The organism is Microbacterium sp. TW_SC_2 (assembly GCF_055361165.1).
Window position 1 is genome coordinate 68,261 of the sequence record NZ_CM143952.1, and the last position, 12,870, is coordinate 81,130.

Consider the following 12,870-nt stretch of genomic DNA (forward strand, 5'->3'; position numbering starts at 1 on the left):
GGATCAGGCTACCGGGGTCCGTCGGATCGGACGCCGGTCTCGCGGTTTCGAGGGAGACAGGGCGCCGGAGGTGCCTCCGTGCTGTTCGCCCTGTCTCCTCTCGAAGCCTGCGATCCTTGCGGATCCTTTTCCCCACCCGTCCGCCTTCCCGCTTTCTGGAACAAGATTCCATAGCGGGATCGTGCGTCCTCCCTTATGGTGAAGGTGCATGCACAGGGGATTCGATCGTCTCCGTCATCCCCAGAAGACGGGCTGCCTTCCCCAGAGGCAAGACGATCCGTGCATGCGATTGGGCCCTCTCGAGTAGTTCAGTCCCCAATGGGCTATTCGAGGGGGCCGCTGTCGTCCATCATCGCATCTTTTTTTCGTTTTGTCCCCCAAATGGGGGACAAGAATCGAAAACATCGTCTATGCTGGAATCTGACGCACCCTCCGGTCGTCTTCGGCCCTCATCGCTCCCCCCGCGGTGAGGGCCACACCATTTTCCGGGGCCCTCGCCGTGACGGATCCGGACGCACGGGCACCCGAGCCCCGAATGCCGCTCATGCAACATTTGGGTTACCTTCTCGCACTGACTGTTCAGCGTGGGGCCTCCTCCACTAGCGTTAGCGATGTCGGGGCATACCTGCGTCGGCTTCTTCACCAGCAGAACAGGCAGTACATGAGCACCCAGGGCACGGTCAAGTGGTTCAACTCGGAGAAGGGCTTCGGCTTTATCTCCCCCGACGACGGCGGCGCTGACGTTTTCGCGCACTACTCCGCCATCGAGTCATCCGGCTACCGGTCTCTCGAAGAGAACCAGCGAGTCGAGTTCGACGTGGCGCAGGGCCCCAAGGGCCTGCAGGCTGAGAACATCCGCCCCCTCTGAGGCGGCGATTTCACCGAACTCCCCGTCCGGATCCGCGCCTGCGCGTGGTCCGGCGGGGAGTTCTGTGCATTTTCGGGTCGTGAGGCCGCTCCGCGCGCGGGCTGTCAGTGCAGCAGCAGCGCCCGCAGCTCCTCGACCGAGGCGACACGGAACGCGGCCGCGTCGCCCTCGCTCAGGTCGCTGAAGCCCCACTCGACGAAGATCACCGGCACGTCGTTGGCGTTGCCGCCCTCGACGTCGTGGTGCCGATCGCCGATCAGCACGGGGCGCGAGACGTCGGCTCCGAGTGCGCTCAGGCGGCGCAGCGCCTCGGCCACGATGTCGGTCTTCGAGGCGAGCGTCGACTCGTCGGGCGTCGCCCCCACCGTGGTGAGGAATGCCGGACGCAGCGCGAAGTGGTCGATCAGCGCGTCGACCTGGTTCTCCGGCTTCGAGCTGGCGGTGGCCTGCGGCACGCCCGCCGCGTGCAGGTCGTGGATCAGCGCGGTCACACCGGGGTAGGTGGTCACGTCGGTCGTGTAGCCGTCGGCCTTGCCCAGGGTGCGGTAGAACGAGACGGCCTCGGCCGACTGCTCCGGGGTCATGCCGGCCTGGTCCTGGAAGGACTGGAACATCGGCGGGCCGATCCAGTGCACCAGCTGCTCCCGCGTCGGCGCCGGGTGCCCGAAGTGGGTGAGAGCGATGTTCAGACGACGCAGGATGCCGATCGACGCGTCGACGATGGTGCCGTCGACGTCCCAGAGCACGCAGGAATAGGGGGAAGTTGCCATGCTTTCCAGCCTATGGGCTGGACTGCCGCCGAGATCTCCTCGGCAGCGGCGGCAGCGAAGCGCGCTCTCAGAACAGCCGAGGGATGCCCGACTCGATGCCCTTCATGTCGTCGTAGTCGAGCACCAGGCAGCGGATGCCGCGGTCCTCGGCCAGGACGCGGGCCTGGGGCTTGATCTCCTGTGCCGCGAACACGCCCTGCACGGGGGCGAGGTGCGGGTCGCGCCCGAGGAGTTCGAGGTAGCGGGTGAGCTGCTCGACGCCGTCGATGTCGCCGCGGCGCTTGATCTCGACCGCGATCGCGGCGCCCGAGGCATCCCGCACCAGCAGATCCACGGGCCCGATCGCGGTCGGGAACTCGCGGCGCACGAGCGTCGCGCCTTCCGAGATGCGCTCCACCTGCTCCGCGAGCAGACGCTGCAGGTCGGCCTCCACGCCGTCCTTCTGCAGGCCGGGGTCGATGCCGAGCTCGTGCGAGGTGTCGTGGATGATCTCGTAGATCTGTACGCGCAGGGCGTCGCCGGTCTTCTTGTGCGTGACGCGCCAGACCTCGACGACGCCGGCACTGGCCTCCTCCTCGCCCGGTGCCTCGTTCGAGAGCGAGCACGGCGGGCTCATCCAGTTCAGCGGCTTGTAGCTGCCGCCGTCGGAGTGCACGAGCAGACTCCCGTCTCCCTTGTGCACGAGCAGACGCGTGGCAAGCGGAAGATGGGCATTGAGCCGGCCCGTGTAGTCCACGGAGCAGCGGGCGATGACGAGACGCACCCGTCGAGCCTAACGGCATCCGTGTGCGGGGCCGCCCCGCCCGCCGATCAGGTCGATGCGGTCGGGACGGGGCTCTTCTCGTCCTCGCGGAGCGGACGTGCGGCGCCGGAGAACAGACCGGATGCCACGACCAGCACGACCAGGATGAACAGCGTGTTCAGCAGCCCGATGTGCTCGCTGATGATGCCGAGCACCGGGGGGCCGCCCAGGAACGCGACGTACCCGATCGTCGCGGCGGCGCTCACGCGGGCCGCCGCCTTCTGCGGGTCGTCTGCCGCGGCGGACATGCCGAGCGGGAACCCGAGCGAGGCGCCGATGCCCCACAGCGCCGCGCCCAGCAGCACGAGCGGGAGGTTGGGTCCGAGGATGAAGAGCAGGATGCCCGATGCCGCCGCTCCGGCGAGGATGCGCAGCACGACGACACGACCGAAGCGGTCGACGAGCGGCCCGCCGAACAGACGCACCACCGTCATGCCGACCGAGAACACGGCGAGGGCGATCGCTCCGGTACCGGTGGCGAAGCCATGGCCCTGCTCGGTGCCGAGCGCGATCCAGTCGTTCGCCCCGCCCTCCGCGAAGGACATGCCGAGCATGACCACGCCGATCAGGTAGGTGCGCGGTTCGCGCCACGCCTCGAGGCCGACGTGCAGGCGCTCGCGCCAGGCCCGCTTCTCGCCGGGGTCCGGGTCGAGAGCGGCCGCACGTGCGGGCACCTGGGTGACGCAGACGGCCGCGATGATCGCGATGAGCGCCCCCATGAATCCCGCGTGCACCGCGACGCTCAGGCCGAGGTGGGCGGCGAGAGCGCCGATGCCGGCGCCGATGACGGTGCCGAAGCTGAAGAACGCGTGGAACACGGGAAGGATCGTCTTCGCCATCTGCTGTTCGATCGCGGTGGCCTCGACGTTCATCATGACGTCGACGCTGCCGTTGCCGAAGCCGAAGAGCACCATGCCGACGAGCACGATCGGCACGGAGCCGAAGACCGTGGCGCCCAGTCCGACGAGCGTGATGCCGGCGGCGAACAGCAGCATCGTCACGAACATGCCGCGACGCGCACCGGTGCGGGCCATGACCGCGGGGCTCGTCGAGATGCCGAGGATCGACGCCACTCCCATGCCGAGCAGGATCAGCCCGACCTGCGCGTTGTCGAGTCCGAGGTCGGCCTTGATGCTGGGCACGCGAGACGCCCAGGTGGCGATCGACAGACCGCTGGCGAAGAAGATCGCGAAGATCGCGGCACGCCAGCGGACGAACTGGGAGCGGGTGAGGGCGGATTCCATGTCGGACAGCCTATCGAATCGATTCGATCTCGCGCGACGGAAGCGAGCTATCCTCGAAGCATGACCAGTCTCGAGACGCCGCGTCGGGCGACCATCGCCGATGTCGCGCGCCAGGCGGGAGTGGCCATCTCGACCGCCTCCGTGGTGTTCAGCGGCAAGGCCAAGGTCGCGGAGGCGACGCGGGAGCGCGTGCTCGCCGCCGCCGCCGCTCTCGGCTACACCGGACCCGATCCCCGCGCGGCGTCCCTGCGCCGTGGCCGCAGCGGGATTGTCGCGGTCGTGCTCGAGGGCCACCTGCGCGCGGCCTTCCTCGATCCGGTCACGACGGCCATGATGGACGGGCTGACCGACGGACTCGCGGATCTCAGCGCCGGCATCCTCCTGATGCGCGACGAGCCGGGCGAGGACGGCTCGGCCCTGGCGAGCGCCCCGGTCGACGCCTTCGTGCTGATCGGATGCTCCGGCCGCACGCGTGCCTCGCTCGAGGTGGTCCGCGGTCGTGGACTCCCGGTGGTCGTGATCGAGGGCGACGCCGGCGACGAGATCCCGCGGATCACGCTCGACAACGCCGCCGCCTCGGCCGCGGTCGCCCAGCACGTCAAGGATCTCGGACACACCGACGTCGCCTTCGTGACGCTGTCGCTCGACAGTGAGCGCGAGCGCGGGCTCGTCACGCCGGAGCGCCTCGCGGACGCGACCGTCGACGTGACGATCGACCGGCTCGAGGGCCTGCGTGCGGTGTTCCCGGATGCCCCGGCGATCTCGGCAGCGGGCAGCCTGATCGACGAGGGCATCATCGTCGGTCGCATGCTGCTGGCCGATGCGGCGCACCGTCCGACCGCGGTGATCGCCCAGAGCGACCTGCTCGCGGTCGGGGTCATCCGCGCGGCGGAGGAACTGGGACTGCGCGTGCCGGAGGACGTCTCGGTGGCCGGTTTCGACGGCATCGCCGTGGATGGTCTCGGCGGACCCGTGCTCACGACCAGCGTGCAGCCGGCCGTGGAGAAGGGCCGAGCCGCCGGTGAACAGGTCGCGCGGATGCTCAACGGTCAGCGGGCGCAGACGCAGCACTTCACGTGCGAGTTCCGGGCCGGCACCACCACAGCGCCCCCGCGGCGCTGACCGCGGGAGTCCCCGTCGGCCGTCGGTGGCCGGGGGTCAGCCGTGCGCGGGGCCGAGCGGCAGCTCCCTCTCCCCGAAGTCGAGGATCCGGTAGCGCCCGCAGTCGACGACCGCCTCGGGCACCGCGGCGATCGGAAGCTGCCAGCCGACCGTCTGCGCGTCCTCGAGCAGGAAGGTGATGCGGGCTCCCGCGAGATCACCGCGATCGACCAGCCACGCATAGGCGTTCAGCCGATGGTCGACCTGGACCAGCCGCCGGGGATCGTCGAGGTGCAGCTTCGGCAGGCGGACGGTCCAGAACTGCCCCGCCCCGGTGCGATCCGAGGCGTCGACCCAGTCGGTGACGCAGGCGAGATCGGCATCCGGCTCCTGCACGGCGGCGGAGACCCTCGGAACGCTGAGCGCTGCACCGACGAGCAGGAGCACCGCGACGACGGCGGTGAGCTGTCGCGCGACCCGTCGGGGCAGCGCGAGCGCGCGAGGGCGAGCGATCAGCGCGAGCACGGGCGCGAACGCGAGGGGCTGCAGATAGCGGGCGGCCTCGGTGCCCATCGCGATCGCGCCGACCAGCACCAGGAGCGGCATCGACCACGCGGCGAGGGCGACCAGGCGCTCCGCCGGAGGGCGGGCGCCGAAGGATCGGCGGACGGCGAGCACGAGGAGAGCGAGGGTGAGCAGGGTGCCGAGCACGCCCAGAGGCGACGAGAGACGCTCGAAGAGCAGGTCGCCGTAGTACGCGAGCGACTGCGCCCACCGCTCGGGGCGGAGGTATCCCGCACCCGTGTTCGTGATCCATGCCGCGAAGGGAATGCGCAGAGCGAACCCCAGAGCCGTGCCACCGAGAAGCGGGAGCAGCGGGATGAGGAGCCGGAGGCGTCCGCCCGCGGGCGAGGTGGACGCCAGGAGCGCGAGGACGATGCTCAGCGGACCGGTCGCCCACACCGCGAACAGCGGATTGGTGAGCGTGGAGACGGCAGCGGTGACGGCGAGGGCGGCGAGCAGGGCGATGCCCCCGGTCGCGCCCTCGACATATCGCCGGAGGAGGCCGACCGTCAGCACGACGCCGACGACCGTGGCGGAGTAGTAGGTGGTGGTGAGCAGCAGAGAGGCGAGTTCGAACGCGTTGCGCGACGACGAGGTCTCGGTGGCCACCAGCATCCCGAACACCGCGAGTCCGATCAGGGCCCAGGCGACGGGAGCCGAACCCGGTCGCCGACGTCCCGCCGCCAGCCGCAGCGCCCCGTACAGGGCGAGCAGGTTCACGACGGCGCTCACCGCGAACATCGCGTCGATGCCGACCGGCAGCAGCGCATCGAGACCCGCGTAGACGAACGATTCCGGCAGGAACAGCACGGTCGACAACGCCCAGTCCCCGGCGGTGCCGTCGAGCAGCGCGCGGGCGAACATCGTCACGATCAGCGAGTCGGCGTCGCGGAAGATCAGCTCCGCGCGCCCGGACGCCATCGCCTGGCCGGAGACGATCAGCGCGACGGCGAGGGCCCCGAGCCATCCGAGTCCCTCTCGCACCCACGTCCGCCGCATGACCGATACTCTCCCACGGCGCCGCCGACCGCGGACGTTCGAGGCGTCGAGAGTCCCGAATCGGAACCCGGGGACCTGAGCACGCCCGCCGCCCGGTAAACTGAAGGCACATCCGCCCGCCTGCGCCGTATGGCCGACGAGCTTCGAGGAGCCGCTTATATGCTGACGCTCCTCGCCGTGTTCCTCCTCGGGTCACTCCTGATGCCCGTCCTGGTGCGCTGGCTGGGGTCTCAGGCATTCGCGATCGCGGCTCTCATTCCCGCGGCGGCATTCGTCCACGCCCTCGTGCTGACGCCGCAGGTGATCGAGGGCGACTCCCCGTTCGTCACGGTCTCCTGGATCCCGCAGCTCGACCTGAACCTGTCGATGCACATGGATGTGCTGGGGTGGGTGCTCACCCTGATCGTCACGGGTGTGGGCGCTCTCGTCCTCCTCTACTGCCGCTGGTACTTCCTCGACGATGCGGCCGGCATCGGCCAGTTCGCGGGCGTGCTGCTCGCCTTCGCCGGGGCGATGTACGGCCTCGTGCTCACCGACGACCTCGTGATGCTCGTCATGTTCTGGGAGGTGACGAGCATCCTCTCGTACCTCCTGATCGGTCACTACCGACGCCGCGCCGCCAGCCGCCGCGCCGCGCTGCAGGCGCTGCTGGTCACCACGCTCGGCGGACTCGTGATGTTCGTCGGCGTCGTGCTGCTGGTGGTGGATGCCGGAACCTCCAGCATCCGCGAGATCCTCGAACTCGCCCCCACGGGTGCCGTGGTCGACGCCGCGATCGTGATGCTCCTGGTGGGCGCGATCAGCAAGTCCGCGCTCTTCCCCTTCCACTTCTGGCTTCCCGGGGCCATGGCCGCGCCGACTCCGGTGAGCGCCTACCTGCATGCGGCGGCCATGGTGAAGGCCGGCATCTACCTGATCGCCCGCTTCGCCCCGGTGTTCGCCTTCAGCGCTCCGTGGCGTCCGATCGTGATCAGCCTCGGCATCATCACCATGCTGGTGGGCGGCATCCAGGCGCTGCGCGAGACCGACCTGAAGCGTGTGCTCGCCTTCGGCACCGTGAGCCAGCTCGGGTTCTTCGCGCTGGTGGTCGGATACGGCACGCAGGCCGCGGCCCTGGCGGGGCTCGCCCTGGTGATCGGACATGCGCTGTTCAAGTCCGCGCTGTTCCTCATCGTCGGCGTCATCGACCGACAGCTCTCCACGCGTGATCTCCGGGAGCTCTCCGGGGTCGGCAGGCAGGCGCCCGTGATGGCGACCGCCGCGTTCATCTCGATCGCGTCGATGGCGGGCATCGCGCCGACGATCGGGTTCGTCGCGAAGGAGTCCACCCTCACCGCCCTCCTCGACGATGCCCTCGCCGGCTCGGTCTGGGGACTGGTGGCGATCATCGGGGTGGCTCTCGGGTCCATGCTCACCGCGGCATATGGAGCGCGCTTCCTCTGGGGAGCGTTCTGGACCAAGCGTGACGCCCAGGGCGAGAAGCTCCCGACCACCGAGTGGCCTGACCCGCCGGTCGGCTTCCTGTCGGCTCCGATCATCCTCGCCGGGGTCACCCTGGCCGTGGGGATCGGTGCTCCGGCGCTCGACATCGCCCTGCAGGGATATGCGGTCACCGCGACGCCGGGGCTCGACCCCGCGACGGGCGAGGCGACCGAGGGGCCCGGGCATCTGGCGCTCTGGCACGGCCTCGAGCCCGCGCTCGGCATCTCGATCCTGACCGTGCTGCTCGGCATCGGGCTGTTCCTGCTCACCCGGCGCACGGGATGGGATCGCCAGGCGCGCCTGCTGCGCTTCACCGCTGCCGACGTCTACTACGTCGTGATGCGCGGCGTCGACCGGCTCTCGGTGCTCAGCACCACTCTCACGCAGCGCGGTTCGCTGCCCGTCTACGTCGGCACGATCTTCGTGGTGTTCGTCGCGGCGGAGGTGACGGCGCTCGTCGCGAGCGACGTCGACCGGTTCACCCTCTCGGCCTGGCACACGCCGACGCAGATCGTGGTCGCACCGATCATGGCCGCCGCAGGTGTCTTCGCGGTGCGCGCGCAGAAGCGCTACACCGGTGTGGTGCTCGTGTCGGTCACCGGCCTCGGCATGGTCGCGCTGTTCGCCACCAGCGGCGCCCCCGACCTCGCGCTCACCCAGATCCTCATCGAGACCGTGACGATGGTCACCTTCGCGCTGGTGCTGCGACGACTCCCCGCCCGCATGGGCGAGCACAACGCCTCGGTCGGCCGCATCCCCCGCGCGCTGCTCGGGATCGGCGTGGGACTCACGATGGCGCTCGTCGCGGTCGTTGCCACGCAGTCGCGGGTCGCCGACCCGATCTCGTTGACCTTCCCCGAGCTGGCGTACGACATCGGTCACGGCAAGAACGTCGTCAACGTGGCGCTCGTCGACCTGCGCGGCTGGGACACGATGGGTGAGCTCTCGGTGCTCGTCCTGGCCGCCACGGGTGTGGCATCGCTGGTGTTCGTCACGCACCGGGCCGACCTGCTCGCCGCCACCAAGGTGCTCCCTCGTGCCACGCGCAAGTCCGCACGCAGCCGTCCGCTGGTCGAGACGACCGACGGCATCCGCTTCCAGACCGCGGAGAACCAGAGCAGCCCGCGCGCCTGGCTCGTCGGCGGACAGAAGATGAAGCCGGAGAACCGGTCGATCCTGCTCGAGGTCATCGTGCGGATCCTGTTCCACACGATCATCGTGGTGTCGATCTTCCTGCTCTTCGCCGGGCACAACCTGCCGGGCGGCGGCTTCGCCGGCGGGCTCGTGGCCGGCATGGCGCTGGTCATGCGCTACATCGCGGGCGGTCGCTGGGAACTGGGCGCCGCCACACCGACAGACGCCGGTCGGCTCCTCGGCACCGGACTGATCCTCGCCGTCGGTACCGCCGTCATCCCGCTGTTCTTCGGCATGGCGCCGCTCACCAGCACGTTCTGGGAGTGGGAGATCCCGGGCATCGGCCACATGGAGTTCGTGACCTCGACGATCTTCGACGTCGGCGTGTACCTGGTGGTGATCGGGCTGGTGCTCGACGTGCTGCGCAGCCTCGGCGCCGAGGTCGATCGGCAGTCGCAGGAGATGCGTGAGCGGGCGGTGAGCAGCTGATGGACGTCTCCCTGACCCTCATCGTGATCATGGCCGTGCTGTTCGGCTGCGGCGTGTACGCGATGCTCGAGCGCAGCCTCACGCGCGTGCTGATCGGCTTCCTGCTGCTCGGCAACGCGACGAACCTGCTGCTGTTGATCGTGATGGGCGTCCCCGGAAGCGCGCCGTTCTACGACGCCGAGGACGTGGTGAGCGATCCGCTGCCGCAGGCGCTCACGCTCACGGCGATCGTGATCACGTTCGCCGTCTCCGCCTTCCTGCTCGCCCTGATCTACCGGTCCTGGCAGCTCGGTCAGGCCGACACCGTCGAGGACGACGAGGCCGACATCGCGCTCCGCGCCCGCACCGACGCCGACGAGGACCTCATGGACGACGAGAGCGAGGCCGGAGGGGCCGAGGCCACCACCGACTTCGTGGGTGTGCAGACCGCGCCGATCACGGTGCTCCACATGCGCGACCACTCCGCCATCCAGGACGATGCGCCCACCGACCTGCCGTCCCGCCCGTACACGGGAAGCGATGACGGCGGCTTCGGGGACGACGGCCCCGAAGACGAAGGGCGTGACCGTCCATGACCGCCCTCGTCCCCCTGCTCGTCGCCCTGCCCCTCCTGGGGGCGGCGGTCACGCTGATCTTCGGCCGCAACGCCCGACTGCAGGTCGCGGTCACGGTGATGACCCTGGCCGCCGTCTCGGTGATCGCCGCCGTGCTGCTGGTCGTGGTCGACGCGGGTCAGCCTCTCGCCGTCTCGGTCGGCGGCTGGCCGGTGCCCTTCGGCATCGTGCTCTATGTCGACCGGCTCGCCGCGCTCCTGGTGCTGATCTCGAGCATCGTGCTGCTCGCGGTGCTCCTGTTCTCGATCGGCCAGGGCGTCGCCGACGGCACCGACGAGACGCCGATCTCGATCTTCAACCCCTCGTACCTGATCCTCGCCGCGGGTATCTTCAACGCCTTCATCGCCGGTGACCTCTTCAACCTCTACGTGGGCTTCGAGATCCTGCTGGTCGCGTCCTATGTGCTGATCACGCTCGGCAGCACCGAGTCCCGCATCCGGGCGGGTGCCGTCTACATCGTCGTCTCCCTGGTGTCGTCGATCCTGTTCCTCGCGTCCATCGCGATGATCTACGGCGCACTCGGAACCGTGAACATGGCGCAGATCGCCGAGCGGATGACCGAGCTGCCGCAGGAGACGCAGCTCGTGCTGCATCTGATGCTCGTGATCGCGTTCGGCATCAAGGCCGCGATCTTCCCGGTGTCCTTCTGGTTGCCCGACTCCTATCCGACGGCCCCGGCCCCGGTCACCGCGGTGTTCGCCGGCCTGCTGACGAAGGTCGGCGTGTATGCGCTGATCCGCACCGAGACGCAGATCTTCGCCGACAACAGCATCGACACCGTGCTGCTGATCGTGGCGCTCGCGACGATGATCGTCGGCGTGCTCGGCGCGGTGGCACAGGCCGAGCTGAAGAGGATCCTGTCGTTCACGCTGGTCAGCCACGTCGGCTACATGATCTTCGGGTTGGCGATCGCGACCCCCGCCGCGATCGGGGCGACGGTGTACTACATCGTCCACCACATCGTCGTGCAGACGACCCTGTTCCTCGCGGTCGGACTCATCGAGCGCCGAGCGGGGAGCACATCGATCCTCCGGGTGAAGGGCCTGCTGAAAGTCGCGCCCGTGATCGCCGTGCTCTACTTCGTGCCGGCGATCAACCTCGGTGGTCTGCCGCCGTTCTCGGGGTTCATCGGCAAGTTCGCCCTGTTCGAGGCCGCGGCCTCCGTCGGCACCCCCCTGATGATCGTGCTGATCTTCGGCGGCATCATCACCTCGCTGCTCACCCTCTACGCCCTGATGCGCGCCTGGAACCTCGCCTTCTGGCGCGAGGAGGAGGACTCGACCGAGACCGAGGGGCGCATCTCCTACCTCGGCAACGCGCCCGCGGCGGATGAGCAGCAGGAGCGTCGCCGCATCCCGAGGATCATGACGGTCTCGACCGCGGGCATGGTCGGCGTGACGCTCGCCCTGACCGTCTTCGCCGGACCGCTCTACGCCCTGTGCGACCGGATCGGGGCGGCACTCCTCGAGCCCGTCGTGCTCGTGCAGCTGCAGGACGAGGTGGACGGATGAGCGCCCGCAAAGGCCGTCACCTGTGGCGCGACATCGGTTCGCAGCTGCCGTTCCTCGCGTGGCTCATCGTGCTGTGGATGCTGCTGTGGGCCCAGGTCACGGTGCTCTCCTTCCTCACCGGCCTCGTCGTGGCGATCTTCGTCACCCGTGTCTTCCGCCTTCCCACGATCGCGCTGTCCGGCCGTATCAACCTGTGGTTCGCGGTGCTCTTCGTCGCCCAGTTCCTGCTCGCGATGTTGCGCGGCGCAGTGTCCGTCACCGCGCAGGTGTTCGACTTCCGCCGCCAGCCCGGCACCGCGATCATCGCCGTGCCGCTGCGGTACGCCGACGATCTGGTGATGACCCACGTCGCCGTGACCTCCTCGCTGATCCCCGGCTCACTGATCGTCGAGGCCGATCGTGACCGGCGCGTGCTGTATCTGCACGTGATCGGCGTGCGGAACAAGGACGACGCCGAGAAGCAGCGTCAAGGCGTGCTGCTGTGGGAGCGTCGCATCGTGCGCGCCCTGGGCAGCCCCGCACAGTACCGTGCCCTCCGCGACGACGATCGTGCGGCCTCGAAGAAGGGCGGTGTCCGGTGAACATCCTGCTCCTGCTGATCCTCGTCGTGTTCGGCGTCGCCGCGATCCTCACGCTGGTGCGGATCGTGCGCGGACCGTCGATCCTCGATCGGGCCGTCGCCTCCGACGTGCTCCTCACCGAGGTGATGTGCGTGCTCGGCGCCGAGATGGCGATCAACGGACACCTGCGCAGCATCCCGGTCATGTTGATCATCGCCGCGGTCGGCGTGTTCGGCTCGATCTCCGTGGCCCGTTTCGTCGCGAGAAGGGACAGCACGACACCATGAACATCTTCGGTCTGATGGTTCCCGACGCCGTGATCGAGGCGACGGTGCTCGTGCTGATCCTGCTAGGCGCGATCCTGTGCCTCTCGGCCGCGGTCGGGCTGCTGCGCTTCCGCGATGTGCCGTCGCGCCTGCACGCGGCCACCAAGCCGCAGGTGCTCGGCCTCGTCCTGATCTGCCTCGCCGTGGCGCTGTCGCAGCGCAGCGTCGGTGCCATCCTGGTCGCGCTGGCTCTGGTCGCGCCCGTCGTGCTCATGCAGTTCGCGACCGCGCCGCTGTCGGCGCACATGGTCGGGCGCCAGGCGTATCGCAACGGCAACACCGAGCAGCATGCGCTCGTGGTCGACGAGCTGGCGGAGTCGAAGCAGACCCCGCCCGCCGCCGGCTGATCCAGCTCCGGACCGGGGCAGCCCGCGCAGGCGTTCACAATTCAGTCAGAACCATCGCG

12 protein-coding genes are annotated in these 12,870 nt (G+C 69.2%); 8 read left to right on the forward strand and 4 right to left on the reverse strand.

All coding sequences use genetic code 11. The features are described from left to right. The first annotated feature begins 661 nt into the window (after positions 1–661). Entirely contained in the window at positions 662–868 is a 207-nt protein-coding gene (locus tag ACWA14_RS00350) for a cold-shock protein (RefSeq protein WP_042540947.1), read from the forward strand. Positions 869–972: 104 nt separating this feature from the next. Here the strand turns inward: ACWA14_RS00350 and ACWA14_RS00355 are convergent, their stop codons facing one another. The 3 genes from ACWA14_RS00355 to ACWA14_RS00365 all read right to left on the reverse strand — a co-directional run bounded on the left by ACWA14_RS00355 (position 973) and on the right by ACWA14_RS00365 (position 3,684). Then, positions 973–1,638: an HAD hydrolase-like protein gene (locus ACWA14_RS00355; RefSeq protein WP_463795458.1), complete on the reverse strand. Its 666-nt coding sequence runs from the start codon at positions 1,636–1,638 to the stop codon at positions 973–975. A gap of 67 nt (positions 1,639–1,705) precedes the next feature. Next, complete coding sequence (gene nucS / locus ACWA14_RS00360; protein ID WP_463795459.1) at positions 1,706–2,401, reverse strand: endonuclease NucS; 696 nt, start codon at positions 2,399–2,401, stop codon at positions 1,706–1,708. Between the two features lie 47 nt (positions 2,402–2,448). After that, positions 2,449–3,684: an MFS transporter gene (locus ACWA14_RS00365; RefSeq protein ID WP_463795460.1), complete on the reverse strand. Its 1,236-nt coding sequence runs from the start codon at positions 3,682–3,684 to the stop codon at positions 2,449–2,451. 60 nt (positions 3,685–3,744) lie between these two features. On the opposite strand from ACWA14_RS00365, the gene ACWA14_RS00370 reads away from it, so the two are divergent. Then, positions 3,745–4,806 (forward strand): LacI family DNA-binding transcriptional regulator, encoded by a 1,062-nt coding sequence (locus tag ACWA14_RS00370; protein WP_463795461.1) that lies wholly within the window; start codon positions 3,745–3,747, stop codon positions 4,804–4,806. A 36-nt stretch (positions 4,807–4,842) separates the two neighbouring features. Here ACWA14_RS00370 and ACWA14_RS00375 read toward each other — a convergent pair whose 3' ends face one another. Then, complete coding sequence (locus ACWA14_RS00375) at positions 4,843–6,348, reverse strand: hypothetical protein (RefSeq protein WP_463795462.1); 1,506 nt, start codon at positions 6,346–6,348, stop codon at positions 4,843–4,845. 159 nt (positions 6,349–6,507) lie between these two features. On the opposite strand from ACWA14_RS00375, the gene ACWA14_RS00380 reads away from it, so the two are divergent. Genes ACWA14_RS00380 through mnhG form a run of 6 tightly spaced genes read left to right on the forward strand, consistent with a single transcriptional unit; the run spans position 6,508 to position 12,811 of the window. After that, positions 6,508–9,453, forward strand: coding sequence for a Na+/H+ antiporter subunit A (locus ACWA14_RS00380; protein ID WP_463795463.1), 2,946 nt, complete (start codon positions 6,508–6,510; stop codon positions 9,451–9,453). Beyond that, entirely contained in the window at positions 9,453–10,028 is a 576-nt protein-coding gene (locus ACWA14_RS00385) for a Na(+)/H(+) antiporter subunit C (protein WP_463795464.1), read from the forward strand. The genes ACWA14_RS00380 and ACWA14_RS00385 overlap by 1 nt, the downstream gene beginning before the upstream one ends. After that, on the forward strand, positions 10,025–11,578 hold the full coding sequence (locus ACWA14_RS00390; protein ID WP_463795465.1) for a Na+/H+ antiporter subunit D: 1,554 nt from the start codon (positions 10,025–10,027) through the stop codon (positions 11,576–11,578). The genes ACWA14_RS00385 and ACWA14_RS00390 overlap by 4 nt, the downstream gene beginning before the upstream one ends. Continuing rightward, the gene (locus tag ACWA14_RS00395) at positions 11,575–12,159 is read left to right on the forward strand and encodes a Na+/H+ antiporter subunit E (RefSeq protein ID WP_463795466.1); all 585 of its coding nucleotides are present in this window, start codon (positions 11,575–11,577) and stop codon (positions 12,157–12,159) included. Before ACWA14_RS00390 ends, ACWA14_RS00395 begins: the two co-directional genes overlap by 4 nt. Continuing rightward, positions 12,156–12,425 (forward strand): MrpF/PhaF family protein, encoded by a 270-nt coding sequence (locus ACWA14_RS00400; protein WP_463795467.1) that lies wholly within the window; start codon positions 12,156–12,158, stop codon positions 12,423–12,425. Before ACWA14_RS00395 ends, ACWA14_RS00400 begins: the two co-directional genes overlap by 4 nt. Next, positions 12,422–12,811 carry a monovalent cation/H(+) antiporter subunit G gene (mnhG, locus tag ACWA14_RS00405; protein ID WP_463795468.1) on the forward strand — a complete coding sequence of 130 codons (390 nt, stop codon included), beginning with the start codon at positions 12,422–12,424 and terminating at the stop codon, positions 12,809–12,811. The genes ACWA14_RS00400 and mnhG overlap by 4 nt, the downstream gene beginning before the upstream one ends. Positions 12,812–12,870: the final 59 nt, after the last annotated feature.